Origin of the sequence: Enterocloster clostridioformis, from assembly GCF_020297485.1 — a bacterium.
In the GTDB taxonomy this organism is placed as follows: Bacteria; Bacillota; Clostridia; order Lachnospirales; family Lachnospiraceae; genus Enterocloster; species Enterocloster clostridioformis.
In genome coordinates this window covers 1,569,347-1,592,922 of the sequence record NZ_JAIWZC010000001.1, presented here as the reverse complement: position 1 = coordinate 1,592,922, position 23,576 = coordinate 1,569,347, and the positions used below count along the sequence as shown (strand labels likewise).

The following is a 23,576-nucleotide window of genomic DNA, read 5'->3' as shown; positions in this document are numbered from 1 at the left end:
TAATACCAGGCAGTGTGAAAAAATACAATGGATTCCGGCAGAGGAGTGAAAGACAATTATGAAACGATTGTTCAGTTATATGAAGGATTACAAGCTAGAAAGCATACTGGGGCCGCTGTTTAAAATGCTGGAGGCCAGCTTTGAACTGTTTGTGCCCCTGGTGGTGGCCCGCATGGTGGACGTGGGAATCCGGGGCAGGGACAGCGGATACATCCTTAAGATGGGAGGCGTTCTGGTGCTTCTGGCTCTGATTGGCCTGGCATGCTCCCTGACGGCCCAGTATTTTGCCGCCAAGGCAGCCACGGGGGCAGCCACCTCCCTGCGCAACGACCTGTTTTCCCATATAGGAAGATTGTCCTACACAGAGATAGACACAGTGGGCACGGCTGCGCTTATCACGAGGATGACCAGCGACATCAATCAGGTGCAGAGCGGTATCAACATGACGCTGCGCCTGCTGCTGCGATCACCCTTTGTGGTATTTGGCGCCATGGTCATGGCCTTTACCGTGGACGTGCGCTCGGCCTTTGTTTTCGCAGTCACCATACCGGTGCTCTGCGTGGTGGTGTTCGGCATCATGGCAGTCAGCATGCCGCTCTATAAATCCGTGCAGAGACAGCTGGACAAGGTGCTGTTAACCACCAGGGAAAACCTGTTGGGGGTCCGGGTTATCCGCGCCTTTAACAGGCAGAAAAGCGAGACGGAGAAATTTGACCGGGAAAACGGAAGTCTGGTCAGGATGCAGGTGTTTGTGGGAAAGATATCCGCCCTGTTAAACCCTGTGACCTATGTCATCATAAATATAGCCGTGGTGGCAGTCATATGGGTGGGAGCTGAACAGGTGGACAGCGCAGTGCTTACCCAGGGCAAGGTGATTGCCCTGGTGAATTACATGTCCCAGATTCTGGTGGAACTCATAAAGATGGCAAACCTGATTATCATTATATCCAAGGCCGTTGCCTGCATGAACCGGGTGGACGGCGTATTCCAGGTGGAGAGCAGCATTGAGGACAGAGGAACGTCCGGAAGACGGGAGCGCAAGTCCCAGGCTCCCAAGGTAGAGTTTAAAGAAATGGAATTCGTTTATGCAGGGGCCAAGGAGCCGGCCTTGCAGGGCATTTCCTTCCGTGCCATGGCCGGACAGACCATAGGCGTCATAGGCGGAACCGGATCCGGAAAGTCCACCCTGGTGAATCTGATTCCCAGATTTTACGATGCAGCCTCAGGGCAGGTGCTGGTGGACGGGACGGATGTAAAGGACTACCCTCTGGACGGGCTGAGGGAGAAAATGGGGGTGGTTCCGCAGAAGTCCGTACTCTTTAAGGGAACGCTGCGCGACAACATGCGCTGGGGAAAACAGGATGCGTCGGATGAGGATATCTATAGGGCCCTGGATACGGCCCAGGCACGGGAATTCGTGGATTCCAAGGGCGAGGGCCTGGACCTTTACATTGACCAGGGAGGCCATAACCTGTCGGGGGGCCAGCGCCAGAGGCTGACCATAGCCAGAGCCCTGGTGAGAAAGCCGGAAATACTGATTATGGACGACAGCGCTTCGGCCCTGGATTATGCCACGGACGCCAGGCTGAGAAAGGCCATACGGGAGAATACCGGGGATATGACCGTATTCATTGTATCACAGCGGGCAACTACCATTAAGGGCGCGGATACCATCCTGGTGCTGGACGAGGGACGTCTGGCCGGCATGGGCACCCATAAGGAGCTTCTTAAGGACTGCCAGGTATACAGGGAGATCTGTCTGTCACAGCTTTCAAAGGAGGAGGTGGAACGGGATGAGCAGTAAGAAGGGATTGGACAATAAAAGGAGCAGGGAGACCCTGAAACGAATTCTTAAATATATCAGCCAGTACAAGTGGAGCGTCATCCTGTCTCTGCTCCTGGCCTTTATCACGGTGGCCCTTACCCTGTACGTGCCTATCCTGACAGGCCGGGCCGTGGACCATATAGTTTCAGCCGGGCATGTGGATTTCGCCGGGTTAAGGGGAATCCTTATGAGGATACTGGGAGCAGTGGCTATTACGGCCGTTTCCCAGTGGCTCATGAACCATATCAACAACATCATCACCTACCGGGTTGTGAAGGATATCCGGACCAGGGCTTTCAACCATCTGGAGGTGATGCCTCTAAGCTATATAGATGTCCACCCATCCGGTGATATTATAAGCCGGATTATAGCGGACATAGACCAGTTCTCAGAGGGCCTTCTCATGGGATTTACTCAGCTGTTTACAGGCGTTCTGACCATAGCGGGCACGCTGCTGTTCATGCTTTCCATCCAGCCTGTCATCACGGCGGCGGTGGTGGTGCTGACGCCTATATCCCTGTTTGTGGCCAGCTTTATCGCCAAAAAGACGTTTGTGATGTTCCGCAAGCAGTCAGAGACCAGGGGCGAGCTGACCTCCCTGACCGATGAGATGCTGGGCAATATGAAGGTGGTTCAGGCCTTCGGATATCAGGAGGAGGCACACAAGCGGTTTGAGGAGATTAATACACGTCTGGCCAGATACAGCCTGAGGGCAACCTTTTTCTCATCCATAACCAACCCGGCCACCCGGTTTGTAAACAGCCTGGTCTATGCTGCCGTGGGTATCACAGGCGCCTATGGGGCTATCCGGGGATTCATCACAGTGGGACAGCTGACCAGTTTCCTGAGCTATGCCAACCAATACACAAAGCCCTTTAATGAGATATCAGGTGTGGTGACAGAGCTGCAGAATGCCCTGGCGTCCGCTGCCCGCGTGTTTGAGCTGATTGATGAGAAAACCATCATAGAGGACAGGGAGGACGCAAAGGTACTGCGCGACGCAAAGGGCAGCGTGGAGCTTAAGCAGGTTTGCTTCTCCTATACGCCGGAGAAAAAGCTGATTGAGGATTTTAACCTTTCGGTACGGCCCGGACAGAGGGTTGCCATCGTAGGACCGACCGGCTGCGGCAAGACCACCATTATCAATCTGCTGATGCGTTTTTACGACGTGGATTCCGGAGCTATCAAGGTGGAGAGAACCGACATACGGGATGTGACCAGGGAGAGCCTGAGGACCAGCTACGGCATGGTGCTTCAGGACACATGGCTTAAGTCAGGTACCATCCGGGACAACATTTCCTATGGACATCCGGAAGCATCTGAGGAAGAGATCATCCGGGCAGCCAGGCAGGCTCACGCCCATGGATTTATCATGCGGATGCCGGATGGATACGACACCGTTATCAGCGAGGACGGAGGAAACCTGTCCCAGGGACAGAAACAGCTGCTCTGCATTGCCAGGGTCATGCTGTGCCTTCCGCCTATGCTTATACTGGATGAGGCCACATCCTCCATTGACACCAGGACGGAGATAAAGGTGCAGAAGGCCTTCGCGCAGATGATGGAGGGCAGAACCAGCTTTATTGTGGCTCACAGACTGTCCACCATCCGGGAGGCGGATGTGATTCTGGTCATGCGGGACGGTAAGATTGTGGAAAAGGGTAAGCATGAGGAGCTTCTTGGGATGAATGGTTTTTACGCGGATATTTACAATGCGCAGTTTGCGAGAGAGTAGTACGCAGGGAATGATGTGAGAGAAGGGGGCGGGCATATGGGAGACGGGCATATGGGAGAGGGACAGATGATGTCTGAATTGTATCAGGAGAATATGAAGCGGCAGAACAAAAACAGGAGATGGAAGGACGGGTTGGCCTTCCTATGTATCCTGCTGGGAAGCCTGATTGTAGCTGTCAACATGAACACCTTTGTGGAGCAGGGAGAGCTGGTGCCGGGAGGGTTTACCGGTCTGGCCAAGCTGATTCAGAGAATCGGCCTCAGCTTCTATGATGTTCAAATATCATTCACATTTCTGAATGTGCTTTTTAACGCGGTTCCGGCCGTGTTCGCCTACCGGCTGGTGGGAAAGAAATTTACTATCCTGTCCTGTATCTGCCTGCTGACAGTGTCAGTTCTGGTGGATGAGCTGCCGGTGGTTCCCATCACCGGGGATATCCTGCTGATATCAGTCTTTGGCGGTATCTTAAACGGCCTGGGGATGAGTCTGGTGCTCAACAGCAGGGCATGCGGCGGGGGAACGGACTTCATCGCCATGTCGCTGTCGGCAAAATACAAGGTCTCCACCTTCAACTATATGCTTTTATTCAGTGCGGTTATCATACTGATATCAGGAACCATTTTCGGAATGGATAAGGCACTATATTCCATTATTTTCCAGTTCTGTAATACTCAGGTTATCAATACCTTTTACAAGAAATATAAGAAAAAGACGCTTCTTATTGTGACGGATAACCCGGCGGCCGTGTCCGCGGACCTGCTGGAGCTGACCAACCACAGCAGCACGATTTTAAAGGGCTTCGGCTCCTACTCAGCCAATAAGAAATACCTGATTTATACGGTGCTCTCGGACAGTGATGTGAGGAAAATGAAGAAACGGATAAGGGAACAGTACCCGGATACCTTTGTGAACGTTATCAATTCCAGCGACGTGGTAGGGAATTTTTACATACAGCCCCTGGAGTGATCGCTCTCTGGGATGGGCTGCATCTTAATGGAATCTTTAGCTGACATTTTCCCAATCTTTATGTATAATAGTCCTTGAAACAAATCAATCTATGTAATATGAAGGAGGAATCATTTACCATGGAATCTGACCCTGAAGCGGCCAATATTTTATTCCAAATCACAATCTTAGTCATCCTGACATTAATCAATGCATTCTTTGCAGGCTCGGAGATGGCTGTGGTATCTGTCAACAAGAACAAGATCCACCGCCTGTCCGAGCAGGGCAGCAAAAACGCAGCGCTCATAGAGCGTCTGATGAAGGACTCAACGATATTCCTGTCCACCATCCAGGTGGCTATCACCCTGGCGGGTTTTTTCTCCAGTGCGTCGGCGGCTACCGGTATCGCCCAGGTGCTGGCGGTGCGGATGGCCCAGTGGAACGTACCCTACAGCCAGACCCTGGCAGGAGTTGCGGTGACCATCATCCTGGCTTATTTTAACCTGGTGTTCGGTGAGCTGGTGCCTAAGCGGATTGCCCTGCAGAAAGCGGAGGCCTTCAGCCTGTTCTGCGTACGACCCATTTATTATATATCACGTATCATGAATCCCTTTATAAAGCTGCTTTCACTGTCCACCAGCGGCTTCCTGAAGCTGATTGGCATGCACAATGAGAACCTGGAGACAGATGTGTCCGAGGAAGAAATCAAGTCCATGCTGGAGACGGGAAGCGAGGCAGGCGTGTTCAATGACATTGAGAAGGAGATGATTACGTCAATATTTTCCTTTGATGATAAGAGGGCCAAGGAAGTGATGGTGCCCAGACAGGATATGGTGGCCCTGGATATCAATGAGCCCCTTGAGGAATTCCTGGATGAGATTCTGGAATCCATGCATTCCAAGATTCCTGTGTACGAAGGGGAGATTGACAACATCATAGGCGTTTTGTCCACAAAGGCGCTGACCATTGAGGCCAGGAGGACTTCCTTTGATAAACTGGATGTCCGCGCTCTTTTAAAGCCGGCCTGTTTTGTGCCGGAGAACCGCAGAACAGACGCCCTGTTCCGGGAGATGCAGGCAAATAAGATTAAACTGGCGATTCTGATTGACGAATACGGCGGCGTGTCCGGCATGGTGACTCTGGAGGATCTGATTGAGGAGATCGTGGGTGATATCCATGAGGAATACGAGGAGGAGGAGCCGGAGCTTACGGAGTTGGAGCCTCATAAGGTTTACCGGGTGTCAGGCGGCATTACCCTGTTTGATTTGAAGGAGGAAATGCATCTGCATATGGACAGCTCCTGTGATACCTTGTCCGGGTACTTAATGGAACAACTGGGGTATATACCGTCCCGGGAACAGCTTCCCCTGACAGTGGTTACACCGGAAGCTGATTATGAGATATTGGAAATGGAAGACAGAGTCATAGAATGGGTGAAGCTGACCCTTAAGGAGACAAAGAAAGAACAGGAAGAATGATGTACAGGGCATGGTACAAAGGAGGGAAAGTGAATGAGTTTTCTGTTGGAAGGCATTACGGCGGTAACCTGGCAGCAGGCAGTCATGTATGTGGTGGGAATTATCCTGATTTGGCTGGCGGTTAAGAAGGAATATGAGCCTTCGCTTCTTCTGCCTCTGGGCTTTGGCGCCATACTGGTAAACCTGCCGTATTCCGGCGTGGTGGACCAGATGGTACAGGGAAAGATACCTGCGGCCGGAATCATAGAATGGCTGTTCAAGACAGGTATCGAGGCCTCGGAGGCCATGCCAATCCTGCTTTTTATCGGAATTGGCGCCATGATTGATTTCGGACCATTGTTGAGCCAGCCGGTACTGTTTTTGTTCGGGGCGGCGGCCCAGTTCGGAATCTTTGCAGCCATCCTCATTGCGTGTCTTATGGGGTTTGATCTGAGGGATGCCGCCTCAATCGGCATCATTGGAGCTGCGGACGGACCCACCTCCATCCTGGTATCCCAGGTTCTGGGGTCCGGGTACATCGGCCCCATAGCGGTGGCGGCCTATTCCTATATGGCCCTGGTTCCCATTATCCAGCCCTTTGCCATACGGCTGGTGACCACCAGGAAGGAGCGCCGCATCCATATGGAGTATAATCCCAAGAGTGTGAATAAACAGCTGCGCATTGCATTTCCCATCGCCGTGACTATCATAGTGGGCCTGATATCACCCCAGTCCGTGGCCCTGGTGGGCTTCCTCATGTTCGGAAACTTACTTCGGGAATGCGGCGTCCTGGGAAGCCTGAGCCAGACGGCCCAGAATGAGTTTGCCAATATAATTACCCTGCTCCTGGGCATCACCATCTCGTTCAGCATGAGGGCGGAGCAGTTCGTGAACCCGGCCACATTGATGATTATGGTCCTGGGTCTGGTGGCCTTTGTATTCGACACCGCCGGCGGCGTGCTTTTTGCCAAGCTGATAAATGTATTCCTCAAGATGGCGGGTAAGAAACCAGTGAATCCCATGATTGGAGGCTGCGGCATATCCGCATTCCCCATGTCCTCCAGGGTGGTACAGAAGATGGCTGCCAGGGAGGAGCCGGGCAATATCATACTGATGCAGGCTGCCGGCACCAATGTATCAGGCCAGGTGGCATCGGTTATTGCCGGCGGACTGGTCATCAGCATCGTGTCCCAGTATCTGTAGGGCGGCAAAAATGAAGTTTCAAACAGGCTCTGGAGCCGGCAGCAAAGGAGGAGGCGTATGAATATGGAACACGTAGGGATTGCCCTGGAAATTATGGGAAAAGGCATGGGCGGAATCTTTGCGGCCATTATCATCATCATGGCCGCGGTGATGGTATTGGGCCGAATAACGAAGGACCATAAGGACGATAAAGAATAGTTGTCCGGGAGAAGAGAATATTTCAAGTAGAGATATTGCAGAATGGATTAAGAAAGAAAATAGCTCAAATGATTACAGTTGCGGCAACAAAAGATTTTGATACTGCAATCATACTCACAAAAGACTACTTAAAACAACTTCAACAGGAACGCAATCATGCTGAGGAAGCGATTGAGATTGTAAAAACAATTTTGGCGGGGGAATGAAAGTGAAAACACACAATGTCTGAAACGTAAGGAAGTATCGGAAATCCTTGAGATTTCTATGGACGCTCTGAGAAATTGGGAAATGAATGGCTTGCTTACCGTCAAGCGAAAAGATAACGGGTATCGTGTATATACGGATGGGGATATACAGCGTCTAAAAATTATTCGTTCATTAAGATGTGCAAACTATTCTTTAGAAGCAATCTTACGATTGCTGCAACAATTATCCAAAAATCCCGATACAGATATTCGTGTTGCGCTGAACACACCAAAACAGACAGATGATATTATTTCTGTCTGCGACAGGTTAATCGTATCTCTTTTATCAGCGGAAAGAAATGCAAACACTCTTTTACAAATGCTTAAAGAAATGCAGATAAAATTTTTATAACCCTACACTTTGCCACCAATGTTCCCATTGGTGGTATTCTTTTTTCACGAAAACAAAGGAGGTCTTAACTATGCAAACTGCAATCAAAGTAGAGCAGTTGTCAAAAGCCTATGAAAATCTGCTTGCAGTAGACAAAATCAATCTGTCCGTCAAGTGTGGCACTGTTTACGGGCTTCTTGGTGCAAACGGTGCGGGGAAAGGCACAACGATAGAATGTATTTTAGGCACAAAAAATGCTGATAGTGGAACAGTGTCCGTATTGAACTGCAATCCCCAAAAAGATAGATGCCGCCTGTTCCAAAAAGTTGGTGTCCAATTTCAAGAGGGAGATTATCAGCCGGAAATTAAAGTATCAGAGTTATGCGGGGAAACCGCCTGCCTGTATGAAGCCCTCGCGGATTGGAAAAGCCTTTGCGAACAATTTGGCATAGGCAGCAAGATTGGTAATGCAGTAAAAAGTCTGTCCGGCGGCGAGCGTCAACGGTTATTTATCGTGCTTGCCTTAATTCCTAACCCGAAGTTGGTATTCCTTGATGAACTTACTACCGGACTGGACGCAAAAGCCCGTCGTGACGTTTGGAAAATCCTGCAAGAGCTGAAACATGGAGGATTGACTATTTTTTTAACCTCTCACTTTATGGACGAGGTAGAAATCTTATGTGACGAGATTTGTATTTTGAAACAGGGAAAAGCAGTATTTTACGGAACGGTTGAACAGGCAAAAGAAGTAAGCGGCTGCAAAAAGTTTGAGGACGCTTATCTCATGCTTTCCGGTGAGGAGGTTGGAGAATGAAATCATTCTTGATACTTTTGAAAAATGAATTAAAACTTAATATCCGAAATATGAATATGGTTATTTTTGCTGTCATTATGCCGCTTATTGTCTTAGTTATTCTTGGCTTTATTTACGGAACAAAACCCGCCGTAGAGGGAACGGCATACACCTTTATGGAACAGTCTTTCGGCGCGCTCTGCTGCATTTCCATTTGCGCGGGTGGGCTTATGGGGCTGCCCCTTGTGGTTTCGGAATATCGGGAACGAAAGATTTTGAAGCGTTTTCAAGTTACCCCTGTCAGTCCTACAAAATTACTTGCTGTTGAATTTGCAATTTACATGATATATTGTGTTGTATCAATTCTGACCCTTTTCCCTGTCGCTATGCTGTTTTGGAAAATCAAAATACATGGTTCTTTTCTCTTGTTTTTGGGAAGTTGGTTTTTGACTATGGTATCAACGTTAAGCATTGGTCTGTTAGTTGGGGGAATTGCTAAAAACATGAAAAGTGCAAGTGTGATTGCCTGTATTTTGTATTTCCCCATGCTTATTTTTTCAGGGGCAACACTTCCTTTTGAAGTTATGCCATCTGCCATGCAGAAGATTATCAGCATTTTTCCTTTAACACAGGGCATTCAGTTAATGAAAGCGACGTTTCTTGGGTTGTCAGTTGACAACGCATTGCTTCCGGTTGTTGTTATGTGCGCTGTTACAATAATCTGTTTTGGTATTTCCATAAAATATTTCAAGTGGGAATAAAAATACACCTATAAATAAATATAAAAATCTGCCGGACGACGGCAAAAGAAAAGAACCGTCGTCACGCAGATGTTTTGTCATGCTGTTTTTTTAGAAGCGGCGGTTTTGAGAAATCAGAGCCGCCGTTTCATTTTGGAATAATTTTGATTGTTAACGGCGGCATCAAGGAGGTATTGCCGTTTTGCTGTTATATATTTATTCACAGCTGCGAGGCAATGGCTGCTTATACATTAAAGCGGAACAGCACAACGTCGCCATCCCTCATGACGTATTCCTTGCCCTCGGAACGTACCAGGCCCTTTTCCTTGGCCGCATTCATGCTGCCGCAGGCCATCAGGTCGTCGTAGTTGACTACCTCGGCGCGGATGAATCCACGCTCAAAGTCGCTGTGAATCTTTCCTGCTGCCTGGGGTGCCTTGGTTCCCACCTTGATGGTCCATGCACGGCTCTCCTGGGGACCTGCTGTCAGGTAGCTCATAAGGCCCAGGATGCGGTAGCTGGCCGCAATCAGTTTCTCCAGACCGGACTCTGTAAGGCCCAGGTCGTCTAAGAACATCTTTTTCTCATCGTCATCCAGTTCAGCGATTTCCTGTTCAATCTCAGCGCAGATAACAAATACTTCACAGTTGTTCTCGTCGGCAAATCCCCGGACTGACTGGACATACTGGTTGTCCGCGCCGTCGTCTGCAAGGTCATCCTCGGCCACATTGGCAGCAAAGATCACGGGTTTCCATGTAAGAAGGTTCAGGGTATTGATGAACTCCCTGGCATCATCGTCATCCGGCTCAAAGCTGCGGGCCAGCTTTCCGTCTTCCAGGTGGGCCTTGATGGCTTTTAACAGCTCCACTTCCTTTGCCAGATCCTTGTTGTTGAACGCACCCTTGGACTGCTTGGCAATGCGTCGCTCCAAAATCTCAATGTCGGAGAAAATCAGCTCCAGATTAATGGTCTCAATGTCGCGGAGGGGGTCAATGCAGCCGTCCACATGAATCACATTGGGATCGTCAAAACAGCGTACCACATGTACAATGGCGTCCACCTCACGGATGTTGGACAGGAACTGGTTGCCCAGACCTTCACCTTTGGAAGCGCCCTTTACCAGACCTGCAATGTCCACGAATTCGATGACAGCTGGGGTGGTCTTTTCTGAGTTGTACATGGCGGTAAGTTTGTCCAGACGGACGTCGGGAACCGGAACCACGCCTACGTTGGGGTCAATGGTACAGAACGGGTAGTTGGCTGATTCCGCACCTGCCTTTGTCAAGGAATTGAAGAGGGTACTCTTGCCGACGTTGGGGAGTCCTACGATACCTAATTTCATATGATTACCTTCCTATCTGTATGTGTTATATGATGGTTCAAATACGCCCGGGCTTTGGGCGGGGACGTTCTGATTCTATTACAGCTTTATTATCATATCATAAAAAGGGGGGAAATTAAAGGGGAAAATGTGAGTGGGTTATGGGGGTGAGGGGACGCGGACGGGGCGGGGGATCGGGAAAATGAACGGACGGGGGCGGGGAGATTTGGCTCATGGTTCCCTCGGGTGCTGTCTCTAAGCCGTAACCGGGGACAAAGCAGGGGAACAGTGGCAAATTCCGGAGAAATCTTGATGATTTCTCCTCCATGTGCCATCGGCTTCGGGCCGTGTAGGCCCTCAGCCGCCCACTGCTTTGCCCCCGGTTACGGCTAAGTGACAGTTGCCCCTCGGAAAAAATCGCCAAATCTCCCCGCTTCCGTCTGTTCATTTTCCGGCTGCTCTTTCCCTCGTCCGCTGACACATCCTCCCATAAGGAGAGAAGAGGGATGAGTTGAATGTAAGGATGAATATATAATGTGAGATTTTTTCTCCGTCACATAAGGGGCCGATGGAAGGGAATATGGGAAGAGAGGAGGTGATAGGAACAGGCAATGACATTGTATATAGTCATAGCACAATGACATGACATAAGGACATGGTGTAAGGATATGGCATAGAGATATGGTACAAGGATATAGTATAAGGGCATAGTACAAGGACATAGTAAGAGAACATAGTAAGAGAACATAGCCCAAGGATGTGGTGTGGTGGAAAGGGAACTTTTGAATACATGAAGAATTTTCTCATGAAAATATTACATATGATATATGTATTTGGCAGAGGAGTGAATGGTAATAAGGAGGAGTTTTCTCATATTGAAAGCGATACGGATTTATAGGTTATCAGAAATGAGAAGAACTTTGAAAGCGAGATTTTTTCTTCGCCAATTAAGAAGGGCGTTGACATATACTGAGAGACAAATAACTGTTTGATGAATTTGTTAGATAAGGCTTGTCAATTTAGATAGGATTCCTTCTTAATATATAATACATAGGGCATCAGCTGTTCTCCGAACTTACTAAAAAAGATGGAAACGATGGTACATGATGAGTGAGGCGGGTTGATTGATAATATTGGCTTTTCTGGCAATAATAGTCATGATTGTATTTTTAAATACAGGCCACATGATGTTTAGTTGAGTGTTTAAATATTTAAGTATTTATGCATTTAAGTATTTCGGCAGTCAGGTGAGATTTGAAATTTCAGGATAGCAGGAGGTTATTAGATATGGAAGAAACAATTGTCGTTATCGGGGCCAACCATGGGGGGACGGCGGTTTTGAATACGATATTGGACCAGTTTCCGGGGAAAAGAGTGGTGGCGTTTGACAGGAACTCAAATATCAGTTTTCTGGGGTGCGGTATGGCGCTTTGGATTGGCGGGCAGATTTCAGGGCCAGAGGGGTTGTTCTATTCCAGTAAGGAGGCTTTTGAGGAAAAGGGCGCTGTCATTCATATGGAGACAGAGGTTACCAGAATTGATTTTGACGGGAAGGTTGTATATGCCAGGGGAAAGGGCGGGGAGGACTTTGTGCAGGAGTATGATAAACTGATTCTGGCTACCGGGTCTGTTCCGCTGCGCCCTGAGATTGAGGGGATGGAGCTGGATAATGTGCAGTTTGTGAAGCTGTATCAGAATGCCAGGGATGTAATTGAAAAGCTTAAGGATACTTCTGTTAAAAAAGTGGCCGTGGTGGGCGCCGGATATATAGGTGTGGAACTGGCTGAGGCGTTTAAGAGGAATGGCCGGGAGGTGGTTTTGATTGATCTGGCGGATACATGCCTGTCGGGATACTATGACAGGGAGTTTTCCGACAGGATGGCGCATAATCTGCAGGAGCACGGCGTGAAGCTGGCTTTTGGTGAGAAGGTGGTGAGACTGGAGGGCGGCAGACGGGTGGAACGGGTGGTTACGGACCAGGGGTGTTATGAGGCGGATATGGTGGTGTTCGGCATTGGGTTTAAGCCTAACACAGCCCTTGGACAGGGAAAGCTCAGGACTTTTGGAAATGGGGCATTCCTGGTGGACCGCAGGCAGGAGACAAGCGTACCTGGGGTGTATGCGGTGGGGGACTGCGCTACGGTTTACAACAATGCCATACAGGCCGCGGATTATATTGCCCTGGCTACCAACGCGGTGCGCTCCGGAATCATCGCGGCCCATAACGCGTGCGGTAAGGTTCTGGAATCCGTGGGAGTTCAGGGCTCCAATGGAATCAGCATATGGGGATTTCATATGCTCAGCACGGGAATCAGTCTGGCCAGGGCGGAGCGGATGGGGTATGACGCGGCGGCGGCTGATTATGAGGACTGGCAGAAGGCTGAGTTTATGGAGAACGGAAACCATAAGGTGAAGATACGCATTGTATATGACAGGAAATCCAGGATCATATTGGGAGCCCAGATGTGCTCGGATTATGATGTTTCCATGGGCATTCACATGTTCTCCATGGCAGTGGAGGAACAGGTGACCATAGATAAGCTGAAGCTGTTTGATTTGTTCTTCCTTCCACATTTTAATAAGCCCTATAACTATGTGACTATGGCGGCGCTGGGGGCTGAGTAAGATGGATTCCGGGAACCGGATGAAATTGGGAACCGGAATGGGGCCGGCAAACAGGGGGGATTGGGGCTGGTAAATACCTTCTTGCTTTTTATACTGCTTCGGGGTAAAATGGGAAAGTATATCACTAAGGAAGGAGATTTTTCTTTATGGAAGCAGTTACGGGAGCGGATTTGAGTTTTGTGAATCTGGGCATTACCATAGAGCATCTGCCTAACAGTATCACTGTGTTTGGGTTCAGGATTGCGTTTTACGGTATCATCATAGGGCTTGGGATACTGGCCGGCATGGCCATTGCGTGCTCAGACGCCAAGAGAAGAGGGCAGGACCCGGATATTTATCTGGATTTTGCGCTTTACGCCATTATATTCTCCATCATGGGGGCCAGGGCCTACTATGTTATTTTCGACTGGGCTAATTATAAGGATGATTTGCTGCAGATATTTAACCTCAGGGCAGGCGGACTGGCTATTTACGGGGGTGTCATTGCGGCGGCCCTGACCCTTATCGTATTTACTAAGAAAAGGAAGCTGTCCTTTTTCTCCATGGCTGACAGCGGCGTCCTGGGCCTGATTACAGGACAGATGATCGGCAGGTGGGGGAATTTCTTCAACTGTGAAGCCTTCGGCGGGTATACGGATAACCTGTTTGCCATGCGAATCCGGAAAAGCCTGGTGAATCCCGCCATGATATCCCAGCAGCTTGTGGACAATGAGATTGTGGAGAATGGGATGGCCTATATCCAGGTGCATCCCACCTTCCTGTATGAATCCCTTTGGAACCTGGGCGTGCTGATGTTCATGCTGTGGTACAGGAAGCGTAAGAAGTTTGAAGGGGAGATGCTGTGGGTGTATTTCTTTGGGTACGGACTGGGAAGGGTTTGGATTGAAGGTCTGAGGACGGACCAGTTAAGGATTCCGGGAACGGAATTTGCCGTGTCGCAGCTTTTATCGGCTGTGCTGTTGGGCGTGTCGGCGGCAGTGATTGTTTACCGCCATCGTCACCCGAAAAAGGGGGACAAAGTGGAGGAATCCGCCTAAGATACGCACTCATCCCCCACTTTTGGGAAATCGGCAGGAAAGTGGTGGTGAAAATCATGGGATTGTCCCCCACCAGGGGCATGAAAGGCTGGAAAAATCAATATTTTGTGTCTGCTGCGGGACTCGTCCCACATATAGAGGCAGTTGCGGAAAAGCCCGCAGCTGCCTTATTTTTTCGCAATTTTTTTATGAGATTTCCGTAAAAACTTCTTGCCATTTCCCAAAATCTGTACTATGATGGACATACAAGTGGTAGAAAGTGGTGCAAAGTGGTAGAAGATGGTTGTTAAGTGGATGAAGTGGGGGATTTCGGATGTCTCCCACAATCCTCCACTACCGCTCCGGTGTACGGCAGGTGATAAGTTATGTTCATGGGTGAGTACAATCATACAGTCGATGCGAAGGGACGGCTTATCGTACCTTCCAAATTCAGAGAGCAGTTAGGCGATGAATTCGTTGTTACGAAGGGCCTTGATAACTGCCTTTTTGTGTATGAGAATTCAGAATGGGCTGCCCTTGAAGAAAAGCTTCGCACACTGCCCCTTACCAATGCCGCCGGACGTAAGTTTTCACGTTTCCTCTTAGCAGGAGCTACCACCTGTGAAGTAGACAAGCAGGGAAGGATTCTCCTTCCGGCTGTTCTTCGGGAGTTTGCCGGAATCGAGAAGGATGCTGTACTGGTAGGTGTGGGCAGCCGCATTGAAATATGGAGTAAGGATAAGTGGCTGGATGCAAACACCTTTGATGATATGGAAGAGATTGCAGAACATATGGAAGGTTTGGGAATTTAATGGAGGAATCAACATTTGTACATAAGTCCGTACTTTTATATGAGACAGTGGGAAGTCTGAATATCAAGCCGGGAGGTTTGTATGTGGACGGCACCCTGGGCGGCGGCGGACATGCCTATGAGGTGTGTAAGCGTTTGGGCAGCGGTAAGCTGATTGGCATAGACCAGGACGCGGACGCCATAGAGGCGGCCGGGAAACGGCTTCTGCCGTTTCAGGACAAGGCGACCATTGTCAGAAGCAATTACGCCAATATTAAGGAAGTACTGAAGGATTTGGAGATTGAAGGAGTGGATGGGATTTATCTGGATCTGGGAGTATCCTCCTATCAGCTGGATACGGCTTCCAGGGGATTTACCTACCGTGAGGACGCGCCTCTCGACATGAGAATGGACCAGAGGAACGATGTCACGGCCGCCCATATCATTAATACCTACAGCGAGATGGAGCTGTACAGGATTATCCGGGATTACGGAGAGGATAATTTTGCAAAGAACATAGCAAAGCACATTGTAAGGGCAAGAGGAGAACACCCCATAGAGACTACCGGGGAGCTGGCGGAGATCATAAAGGGAGCCATTCCGGCCAGGGTAAGGGCAACGGGAGGCCATCCGGCCAAACGGACCTTTCAGGCCATCCGGATTGAGTGTAACCATGAACTGGAGGTTTTAGAGCAGTCCATTGATACCATGATAGACCTTCTGAATCCGGGAGGCCGTCTCAGTATCATTACCTTCCATTCCCTGGAAGACAGGATTGTGAAGAACCGGTTCCGGTTAAATGAGAATCCCTGTATCTGTCCTCCTGATTTTCCTGTCTGTGTGTGCGGACGAAAGAGCAAAGGGAAAGTGGTGTCCAGAAAACCCATATTGCCGTCAGATGAAGAACTGGAGGAAAACAGCCGCTCTAAAAGCGCAAAGCTGCGCGTCTTTGAGCGGGGACAGTCTTAGTCAGAAGACAAGACCTTTTTCCGGTCATTGAGATTACGAAAGACAGCAGGCAGCAGGAAAGACCGGCCGGTGCCGGCTGCCGGATTCAGACAGAAGGGAGGATAAGGTTATGGCTGCAAGGGCGCAGGCGTCGTCAGGACGCAGGAATACACGTAGAAATACCAGACCCATGTACGGCAATGATTATGTACAGGGTTCTGCCGCACCAAAGCTAAGGCCCCAGAGCGCTCCAAAGCAGGAGACCAGGCAGGGGAAACCATCAGGCAGCCAGTCGGTCCGGAGTAATCACCGGATCCGCCGCAATCAGGAGCGTGCCATGTATATGGACCTTCCATATGTCATCATGCTTACCATTGCGTCTGTATTTACCTTATACCTCTGTATCAACTACCTCCATGTGCAGTCCTCCATCACGGCCAGGATGCACCATATTGAGCAGATGGAGGCAGAGCTGGAACAGCTTAAGGCGGAGAACGACGCCCTGGAGACCAGCATCAATACCAGCATCGACCTCAACAAGATATATGAGATTGCCACCAAGGAGCTGGGAATGGTGTATGCCAAGAAGGACCAGGTGCTGTTATATGACAAGACAGAAAGCGAGTATGTAAGACAGTATGAAGACATCCCAGAACACTAAATCCGGGGGCCGTATGGGGAAAGGCAGCAGCGGCAGCAGGAAGGACAGCACGAACGGCCCCAGGGATCAGGAACAGTACAGAAATGAACAACGGAACAATCAACGGGGGAAGTATTATTATCCCAAGTATATTCAAGAGAAGCTGGCAATCACCGTCCTGGTGATTACGCTGGCTTTATTTGCATTAGTCATGATTTTGTACCGGATCATAAAGGACAACAACGAGCAGTACAATAAAATCGTGCTCTCCCAGCGCCAGCAGGAGTATGACAGCCGTATCATCCCGTACCGCCGGGGAGACATTGTGGACAGGAACGGCACCTATCTGGCTACCAGCGAGAAGGTTTACAATCTGATTATTGATCCGGGCCAGATCATGTCGGACCCGGAAAACTATCTGGAACCCACGATACAGGCCCTGGTCACCAACTTTGGTTTTGACGCGGGGGAACTGCGGACCCTGATTGAGGAGCGGCGGGAATCAGCCTATCTCAGATACAATAAGGGACGCCAGCTCACCTATGACCAGAGGGTGGCCTTTGAACAGATGGCAAAAGAGACAAATGAAGCCTACCGCAGGAGCGATAACGACGCGGAGGCTAAGAAGCGGGTTAAGGGTATTTGGTTTGAGGATGAATACAAGCGTATTTATCCCTATAATTCCCTGGCCTGCAATGTCATAGGCTTTACCAGCAGCGACGGAAGCGTGGGTACCGGAGGCATTGAGCAGTATTATAACAGCAGCCTGATCGGAGTAAACGGACGTGAATACGGATACCTGGACCAGGATTCTAATTTGGAGGGCGTGGTGAAGCCGGCCGTGGGCGGTAATACTGTGGTCTCTACCATTGATGTGAACATCCAGAACATTGTCCAGAAATATATTGACGAGTGGCAGACCAATGTGGGAAGCAAGGTCACGGCTGCCATTGTCATGAATCCCAACAACGGGGAGATTCTGGCCATGGGAACCAGCAATAAATTCGATCTGAATAATCCCAGGGACGTATCCGGCTATACGGAGCAGGATTTGTTTGACCTGGGGAAAAAGGAGGCAGTGGCTGTGTACCGGCGGGAAAATGACGGCGCGGTCATTACCGAGGACCAGGTGCTGGAGCATTTTTCCAGGGAAGATGTGATTTCCTACGGGCAGCAGGTGGCGTGGAACCAGATATGGAGGAATTTCTGCGTCAGCGATACCTATGAACCGGGTTCGCCTTCCAAGATATTTACCGTGGCCACCGGCCTGGAGGAAGGGGTGCTTAAGGGAAATGAAAGCTTTGAGTGTACCGGTTACCTCCATGTGGGAGACAATGATATCAAGTGTACGGCCTGGCGCAGGGGCGGCCATGGATGGCTGAACCTCCAGGAATCCCTGATGCAGTCCTGCAATGTGGCCATGATGCGCATTGGAGCCATGATAGGAAGAGAGCGTTTTACCAAATATCAGGGCATCTTTGGGTTTGGCGACAAGACAGGCATTGACCTGCCAGGCGAGGCGGACACCAGCGGACTGGTTTACAGCGCGGACAACATCGGGCCTACGGACCTGGCGACCAATGCCTTTGGACAGAACTACAACTGTACCATGGTGCAGCTGTCAGCGGCCTTCTGCTCTGTCTTAAACGGCGGTTCCTACTATGAACCTCATGTGGTGAAGCAGATTCTCAATGAACAGGGGTCTGTGGTGGAGAAAAAAGAGCCTGTGCTGGTGCGGGAGACCGTATCCCAGTCCACCTCTGATTTCCTGAAGGAGGCCATGTTCCAGACGGTTGAGGCAGGTACGGGAAAGGCGGCCCAGGTCATTGGCTACGATGTGGGCGGCAAGACGGGTACGGCTGAGAAGCAGCCCCGAAGCGCCAAGAATTATCTGGTATCCTTTGCCGGGTTCGCGCCCATTGAGGATCCCCAGGTGTTCGTGTACGTGGTCATTGACACGCCAAATTATCCGCCGGGAGAGCAGCAGGCTCACAGTTCCTATGCAAGCGCTGTTTTCTCCAAAATCATGACAGAAATACTTCCTTATTTAAACATATTCCCCACCAAGGACCTCCCCGAAAATGAGGCGCTCCAGGAGAGTCTGCCGTCCTCAGAGGGCATTAATGAGCCGGCTACAGAGGCGGAAGGCGCAGAGGGAACCGAGGAGACTCCGGCTGAGACAGAGAAGCAGTATGAGACAGATGAATACATGCCGGGCGGGGATGAAGGGGAGGGCGCGGGCAGCGGCGTGCCGGATGCAGTACCCACCGCGGCTGAGGACGGGAGCGGAGCGGGAACAGGTCCCGAATCCCTTCCCGCGCAGGCCCCGCCCCGCAGACCCAATGAAAGCAGCGGCCAGGCAGGTCCCGGCCGGGAAAGCAGCCAGGCAGCAGAACCTTCCGCAGCGGAGGAAACTGCCGGGCAGTCTGAGTAATCAGGAGAAAGATTCATAAAATGTGACGGGCTCCAATATATTATTAACAATGATGGACACCGGAGCTGCTCATGTATTCTAATTTAACGAAACACAGAAAGAATATAGCCGTCCTGGCACTGCTCATAGCCATTGTCATGGTGAGCCTGTCAGGACGGCTTGGCTTTCTTATGCTGTTCTGCTCCGAGCACTACAGCGCCATGGCGGAGGACCTTCACCAGAGGGAGCGTACCATTAAGGCGGCCAGAGGGCTTATTATTGACGCCAATGGGGTGGTTATTGCGGATAACAGGACGGTGTGTACCATTTCCGTTATATACAATCAGGTAAAGGACCGGGAACAGGTCATACGGGTACTGTGTGATGAACTGGACCTGGATGAGGAACTGGTGAGAAAACGGGTGGAGAAACGCAGTTCAAGGGAAATCATCAAGACCAATGTGGACAAAGAGCTGGGGGACCAGATACGGTCCTACCGGCTGGCGGGCGTCAAGGTGGATGAGGACTACAAACGGTATTATCCCTACGACAGTCTGGCTTCCAAGGTCCTGGGGTTTACCGGGGGAGACAACCAGGGTATCATCGGCCTGGAAGTAAAGTACGAGAAATATCTGAAAGGGATGAACGGAAAGATACTCACCATGTCCGACGCCAAAGGCGTGGAGATAGAGAATGCCGCAGAGGACAGGATTGAACCCATACCGGGTAATGACCTTCACATCAGCCTGGATGTGAATATACAGAAATACGCGGAGCAGCTGGCCTACCAGGTGCTGGAGAAGAAAAATGCCAAAAAGGTATCCATCATTGTCATGAATCCACAGAACGGAGAGCTGATGGCCATGGTCAATGTGCCGGAGTTTAATCTGAACGATCCCTTCACACTGAACCAGAACCTTCGAAGCCAGAGCCTCCAGGAGATGGCTGCCGGGAACCAGGGGGCCACGGGAGCCGGCAAACAGGAGCTGTTAAACCAGATGTGGAGGAATACCTGCATCAATGATACCTATGAGCCTGGTTCCACCTTCAAAATCATCACGGCGGCAGCCGGTCTGGAATCCGGCGTGGTAAAGCTGACAGACCAGTTCTCCTGCCCCGGATTCAGGGTGGTGGAGGACCGGAAGATAAGGTGCCATAAAGTGGGGGGGCACGGGGCCGAAACCTTTCTGCAGGGAGCCATGAACTCCTGCAACCCGGTGTTCATTGATGTGGGGCAGCGCCTGGGCGTGGATGGCTATTACAAGTATTTTACCCAGTTCGGTCTGAAGGGAAAGACGGGAATCGACCTGCCCGGCGAGGCAGCCACCATCATGCACAAAAAAGAAAACATGGGGCTGGTGGAGCTGGCCACGGTTTCCTTTGGACAGTCCTTCCAGATTACCCCCGTCCAGCTTATTACTACGGCAGCCTCCATTGTCAACGGAGGGAACCGGGTAACCCCTCATTTCGGCGTGGAGACCGTGAGCGCCGACGGTACATCGGTCCATAAGCTGGATTATCCCTCCGGAGGAAGAATCCTGTCAGAGGAGACCAGCGCCACCATGCGGTATGTGCTGGAGCAGGTGGTATCGGAGGGAAGCGGCAAGAAGGCAAAGTTAGAGGGATACCGCATAGGCGGCAAAACAGCCACGTCGGAGAAGCTTCCGCGAAGCCTTAAAAAATATATTTCGTCCTTTATCGGCTTTGCTCCGGCCGACAATCCGCAGGTTATGGCGCTCATTACCATTGATGAGCCGGAAGGGATTTATTACGGCGGAACCATAGCTGCCCCGGTGGTCGGAGATTTATTTAAGAATATACTTCCTTATCTGGGAATTGAGGCAGTACAGGAAGAAACTGCTGTGCACCTTTCCAATCCATAGTTGATTATTCCCGGAAAAAGACGTATACTAATTACCAAATAAGACATACATATGAGATTGAGGTGCCTTTATGATTCATGAAACCATACTAGCTATTATCATTGCATTTGCCATCAGCGCATTGCTTTGCCCCATTATCATCCCCTTCCTGCACAAGCTTAAATTCGGGCAGCAGGTCAGGGACGAAGGACCACAGAGCCATCTGAAAAAACAGGGAACGCCTACCATGGGCGGCCTGATTATACTCAGCAGCATCATCATTACATCTGTCTTTTATATCCCCGGTTATCCTAAAATCATTCCCGTGCTGTTTGTTACGGTAGGATTTGGCATTATCGGTTTTCTGGATGATTATATCAAGATTGTGATGAAGCGCTCCGAGGGGCTGAAGCCCATGCAGAAGTTAGTGGGCCAGTTCATCATCACAGGCATCTTCGCCTGGTACCTGCTTAACAGCGGGGAAGTGGGTACGGATATGCTGATTCCTTTTACGGGCGGTTTTGACGGGGGCAGCTTCCTGTCTCTGGGAATTTTCTTTGTTCCCGCACTGTTCTTCATCATGCTGGGTACGGATAACGGAGTGAATTTTACAGACGGCCTGGATGGTCTCTGTACAAGCGTCACCATACTGGTTGCCACCTTTCTTACCATTGTGGCCATCGGCGAGGACATGGGCATCAGCCCCATAACGGGAGCGGTGGTGGGAAGCCTGCTGGGATTTTTGCTGTTCAATGTATATCCGGCCAAGGTGTTCATGGGCGATACCGGTTCCCTGGCCCTGGGCGGCTTTGTGGCTGCTTCCTGCTACATGATGCGCATGCCTTTGTTTATTCCCATCATAGGACTCATCTATTTGGTTGAGGTGCTGTCCGTCATCATCCAGGTGACCTATTTTAAGCGCACCGGCGGCAAGCGTATTTTTAAAATGGCGCCCATCCACCACCATTTTGAGCTGTGCGGATGGTCGGAGACAAGGGTGGTGGCTGTATTCGCCATCGTGACTGCCATCCTCTGCATGGTGGCTTACCTGGGGCTGTAGATATTAGTATCGCACGTAAGAGACCAAAATACGGTCTCTGAGTGTTCATAACGAGGAGGTTAGTTGACAAATGAACCAAAGTCAGAGAGTTTTAGTGGCTGGAACGGGAATCAGCGGCATTGCCGCTGCGAAGCTGGTTCTGGAACGGGGCGGCGATGTGGTGCTTTATGACGGCAATGCCGCCTTGAAGGAAGAAGATATCAAAGAGAAATTTGACAGGGGTGCAAAGGTAAACGTGGTCCTGGGGGAGATCAAGCGTTCCGACCTGCTGGGAGTGGAGCTGTGTATTATCAGCCCCGGTATTCCTCTTGACAGTCCTTTTGTGGCCGTGGTGGACGATGCCAAGATTCCCATTCTGGGAGAGATTGAGCTGGCCTACCAGTGCGGCCTGGGGAAGCTGGCCGCCATTACGGGAACCAACGGAAAGACCACTACCACAGCCCTTACAGGGGAGATATTAAAGGCCCGCTATGAGGAGACATTTGTGGTGGGAAATATTGGCGATCCCTACACCTCCAAGGTTTTGGAGATGACTGAGGATTCCGTGACCGTGGCAGAGGTGTCCAGCTTCCAGCTGGAGACCATCATGGATTTTAAGCCAAATGTCAGCGCGATTTTAAACATCACGCCGGACCATCTGAACCGGCATGGCACCATGGAAAACTATATCCGCATCAAGGAGTGCATTACCCTGAACCAGACAAAGGAGGATGCGGTGGTGCTCAACTACGACGATTCTGTCCTCAGGGAGTTTGGCCAGAATCCGGAGCTTAAGCCCAGGGTTATCTGGTTCTCCGGCAGGGAAACCTTAAAGGACGGTTTCTGCATGGACGGGGATAATATCGTGTACTGCCGGAACGGCCGTCAGACCGTTGTGGTCAATGTTCATGACATGCAGCTTCTGGGACGCCATAATTATGAGAATGCCATGGCGGCGGCAGCCATTGCCCTGGAGATGGGGGTTCCCATGTCTGACATTACAAGGGTCATTGAGGGCTTTCATCCGGTGGAGCACAGAATCGAGTTCGTAAGGGAGCGCACCGGGGTCAGGTATTATAACGATTCCAAGGGAACCAACCCGGATGCCGCCATCCAGGCTCTCAGGGCCATGCCGGGCCCCACCCTTCTCATTGCGGGAGGCTATGATAAGAACAGCGAGTATGATGAGTGGGTGTCCGAGTTTGAGGGCAAGGTGAGATATCTGGTGCTCATAGGACAGACCAGGGATAAGATCGCGGAGTGTGCTAAGAAGCATGGTTTCACGGAAATCATGTATGCGGAAGATATGCAGGAGGCAGTGCAGGTATGCGCCGTGTATGCGGACATCGGAGATTATGTACTGTTAAGCCCCGCCTGCGCCAGCTGGGGTATGTTTAAAAATTATGAAGAGCGGGGACGCGTCTTTAAGGAGTGCGTCATGGCTTTGTAG

Annotated in this window: 18 protein-coding genes and 1 pseudogene; 18 read left to right on the top strand and 1 reads right to left on the bottom strand. The window is 50.4% G+C overall.

Annotated elements, in window-relative coordinates; genetic code table 11:
• The first annotated feature begins 58 nt into the window (after positions 1 to 58).
• The 9 genes and pseudogenes from LA360_RS07860 (at position 59) to LA360_RS07820 (ending at position 9,493) form a co-directional block, all read left to right on the top strand.
• On the top strand, positions 59 to 1,804 hold the full coding sequence (locus tag LA360_RS07860) for an ABC transporter ATP-binding protein (protein WP_022201075.1): 1,746 nt from the start codon (positions 59 to 61) through the stop codon (positions 1,802 to 1,804).
• Positions 1,794 to 3,560 (top strand): ABC transporter ATP-binding protein, encoded by a 1,767-nt coding sequence (locus LA360_RS07855; RefSeq protein ID WP_089776604.1) that lies wholly within the window; start codon positions 1,794 to 1,796, stop codon positions 3,558 to 3,560. The genes LA360_RS07860 and LA360_RS07855 overlap by 11 nt, the downstream gene beginning before the upstream one ends.
• 51 nt (positions 3,561 to 3,611) lie before the next feature.
• Entirely contained in the window at positions 3,612 to 4,526 is a 915-nt protein-coding gene (locus tag LA360_RS07850) for a YitT family protein (RefSeq protein ID WP_002583935.1), read from the top strand.
• A 119-nt stretch (positions 4,527 to 4,645) separates the two neighbouring features.
• Positions 4,646 to 5,983: a hemolysin family protein gene (locus LA360_RS07845; RefSeq protein WP_022201078.1), complete on the top strand. Its 1,338-nt coding sequence runs from the start codon at positions 4,646 to 4,648 to the stop codon at positions 5,981 to 5,983.
• Positions 5,984 to 6,016: 33 nt separating this feature from the next.
• Positions 6,017 to 7,165 (top strand): sodium ion-translocating decarboxylase subunit beta, encoded by a 1,149-nt coding sequence (locus tag LA360_RS07840; RefSeq protein WP_022201079.1) that lies wholly within the window; start codon positions 6,017 to 6,019, stop codon positions 7,163 to 7,165.
• A 57-nt stretch (positions 7,166 to 7,222) separates the two neighbouring features.
• Positions 7,223 to 7,363 carry an OadG-related small transporter subunit gene (locus LA360_RS07835; protein ID WP_022201080.1) on the top strand — a complete coding sequence of 47 codons (141 nt, stop codon included), beginning with the start codon at positions 7,223 to 7,225 and terminating at the stop codon, positions 7,361 to 7,363.
• A 20-nt stretch (positions 7,364 to 7,383) separates the two neighbouring features.
• Positions 7,384 to 7,960 (top strand): annotated as a pseudogene (locus tag LA360_RS31100) (MerR family transcriptional regulator); the annotation flags it as partial.
• 70 nt (positions 7,961 to 8,030) lie between these two features.
• Positions 8,031 to 8,753 carry an ABC transporter ATP-binding protein gene (locus LA360_RS07825; protein WP_089776603.1) on the top strand — a complete coding sequence of 241 codons (723 nt, stop codon included), beginning with the start codon at positions 8,031 to 8,033 and terminating at the stop codon, positions 8,751 to 8,753.
• On the top strand, positions 8,750 to 9,493 hold the full coding sequence (locus LA360_RS07820; protein WP_022201083.1) for an ABC transporter permease: 744 nt from the start codon (positions 8,750 to 8,752) through the stop codon (positions 9,491 to 9,493). Before LA360_RS07825 ends, LA360_RS07820 begins: the two co-directional genes overlap by 4 nt.
• Positions 9,494 to 9,716: 223 nt before the next feature.
• On the opposite strand, the gene ychF is transcribed toward LA360_RS07820, so the two are convergent.
• Positions 9,717 to 10,814 (bottom strand): redox-regulated ATPase YchF, encoded by a 1,098-nt coding sequence (gene ychF / locus LA360_RS07815; protein WP_022202029.1) that lies wholly within the window; start codon positions 10,812 to 10,814, stop codon positions 9,717 to 9,719.
• 1,266 nt (positions 10,815 to 12,080) lie between these two features.
• Between ychF and nox the strand changes: the two genes are divergently transcribed.
• The 9 genes from nox (at position 12,081) to murD (ending at position 23,576) form a co-directional block, all read left to right on the top strand.
• A complete protein-coding gene (gene nox, locus LA360_RS07810) occupies positions 12,081 to 13,418 on the top strand; it encodes a H2O-forming NADH oxidase (protein WP_057571586.1) in 1,338 nt (445 codons plus the stop codon).
• Positions 13,419 to 13,564: 146 nt separating this feature from the next.
• Positions 13,565 to 14,455 carry a prolipoprotein diacylglyceryl transferase gene (gene lgt / locus LA360_RS07805; RefSeq protein WP_022203321.1) on the top strand — a complete coding sequence of 297 codons (891 nt, stop codon included), beginning with the start codon at positions 13,565 to 13,567 and terminating at the stop codon, positions 14,453 to 14,455.
• A 365-nt stretch (positions 14,456 to 14,820) separates the two neighbouring features.
• Entirely contained in the window at positions 14,821 to 15,246 is a 426-nt protein-coding gene (gene mraZ / locus LA360_RS07800; RefSeq protein ID WP_002567056.1) for a division/cell wall cluster transcriptional repressor MraZ, read from the top strand.
• Entirely contained in the window at positions 15,246 to 16,193 is a 948-nt protein-coding gene (gene rsmH, locus LA360_RS07795) for a 16S rRNA (cytosine(1402)-N(4))-methyltransferase RsmH (RefSeq protein ID WP_022203320.1), read from the top strand. The genes mraZ and rsmH overlap by 1 nt, the downstream gene beginning before the upstream one ends.
• Positions 16,194 to 16,302: 109 nt before the next feature.
• Positions 16,303 to 16,833 (top strand): septum formation initiator family protein, encoded by a 531-nt coding sequence (locus tag LA360_RS07790; RefSeq protein ID WP_057571587.1) that lies wholly within the window; start codon positions 16,303 to 16,305, stop codon positions 16,831 to 16,833.
• 13 nt (positions 16,834 to 16,846) lie between these two features.
• A complete protein-coding gene (locus tag LA360_RS07785) occupies positions 16,847 to 19,246 on the top strand; it encodes a penicillin-binding transpeptidase domain-containing protein (protein ID WP_089774584.1) in 2,400 nt (799 codons plus the stop codon).
• A gap of 71 nt (positions 19,247 to 19,317) precedes the next feature.
• Positions 19,318 to 21,108: a peptidoglycan D,D-transpeptidase FtsI family protein gene (locus tag LA360_RS07780; RefSeq protein WP_089774582.1), complete on the top strand. Its 1,791-nt coding sequence runs from the start codon at positions 19,318 to 19,320 to the stop codon at positions 21,106 to 21,108.
• Positions 21,109 to 21,178: 70 nt separating this feature from the next.
• The gene (mraY, locus tag LA360_RS07775; RefSeq protein ID WP_002583918.1) at positions 21,179 to 22,147 is read left to right on the top strand and encodes a phospho-N-acetylmuramoyl-pentapeptide-transferase; all 969 of its coding nucleotides are present in this window, start codon (positions 21,179 to 21,181) and stop codon (positions 22,145 to 22,147) included.
• A gap of 70 nt (positions 22,148 to 22,217) precedes the next feature.
• Entirely contained in the window at positions 22,218 to 23,576 is a 1,359-nt protein-coding gene (murD, locus tag LA360_RS07770; protein ID WP_022203316.1) for a UDP-N-acetylmuramoyl-L-alanine--D-glutamate ligase, read from the top strand.

Bases quoted from the DNA above. Each gene is read 5' to 3' on its own strand.
- LA360_RS07860 (WP_022201075.1), top strand. From the start codon at position 59: ATGAAACGATTGTTCAGTTATATGAAGGATTACAAGCTAGAAAGCATA.
- LA360_RS07855 (WP_089776604.1), top strand. From the start codon at position 1,794: ATGAGCAGTAAGAAGGGATTGGACAATAAAAGGAGCAGGGAGACCCTG.
- LA360_RS07850 (WP_002583935.1), top strand. From the start codon at position 3,612: ATGGGAGAGGGACAGATGATGTCTGAATTGTATCAGGAGAATATGAAG.
- LA360_RS07845 (WP_022201078.1), top strand. From the start codon at position 4,646: ATGGAATCTGACCCTGAAGCGGCCAATATTTTATTCCAAATCACAATC.
- LA360_RS07840 (WP_022201079.1), top strand. From the start codon at position 6,017: ATGAGTTTTCTGTTGGAAGGCATTACGGCGGTAACCTGGCAGCAGGCA.
- LA360_RS07835 (WP_022201080.1), top strand. From the start codon at position 7,223: ATGAATATGGAACACGTAGGGATTGCCCTGGAAATTATGGGAAAAGGC.
- LA360_RS07825 (WP_089776603.1), top strand. From the start codon at position 8,031: ATGCAAACTGCAATCAAAGTAGAGCAGTTGTCAAAAGCCTATGAAAAT.
- LA360_RS07820 (WP_022201083.1), top strand. From the start codon at position 8,750: ATGAAATCATTCTTGATACTTTTGAAAAATGAATTAAAACTTAATATC.
- ychF (WP_022202029.1), bottom strand. From the start codon at position 10,814: ATGAAATTAGGTATCGTAGGACTCCCCAACGTCGGCAAGAGTACCCTC.
- nox (WP_057571586.1), top strand. From the start codon at position 12,081: ATGGAAGAAACAATTGTCGTTATCGGGGCCAACCATGGGGGGACGGCG.
- lgt (WP_022203321.1), top strand. From the start codon at position 13,565: ATGGAAGCAGTTACGGGAGCGGATTTGAGTTTTGTGAATCTGGGCATT.
- mraZ (WP_002567056.1), top strand. From the start codon at position 14,821: ATGTTCATGGGTGAGTACAATCATACAGTCGATGCGAAGGGACGGCTT.
- rsmH (WP_022203320.1), top strand. From the start codon at position 15,246: ATGGAGGAATCAACATTTGTACATAAGTCCGTACTTTTATATGAGACA.
- LA360_RS07790 (WP_057571587.1), top strand. From the start codon at position 16,303: ATGGCTGCAAGGGCGCAGGCGTCGTCAGGACGCAGGAATACACGTAGA.
- LA360_RS07785 (WP_089774584.1), top strand. From the start codon at position 16,847: ATGGGGAAAGGCAGCAGCGGCAGCAGGAAGGACAGCACGAACGGCCCC.
- LA360_RS07780 (WP_089774582.1), top strand. From the start codon at position 19,318: ATGTATTCTAATTTAACGAAACACAGAAAGAATATAGCCGTCCTGGCA.
- mraY (WP_002583918.1), top strand. From the start codon at position 21,179: ATGATTCATGAAACCATACTAGCTATTATCATTGCATTTGCCATCAGC.
- murD (WP_022203316.1), top strand. From the start codon at position 22,218: ATGAACCAAAGTCAGAGAGTTTTAGTGGCTGGAACGGGAATCAGCGGC.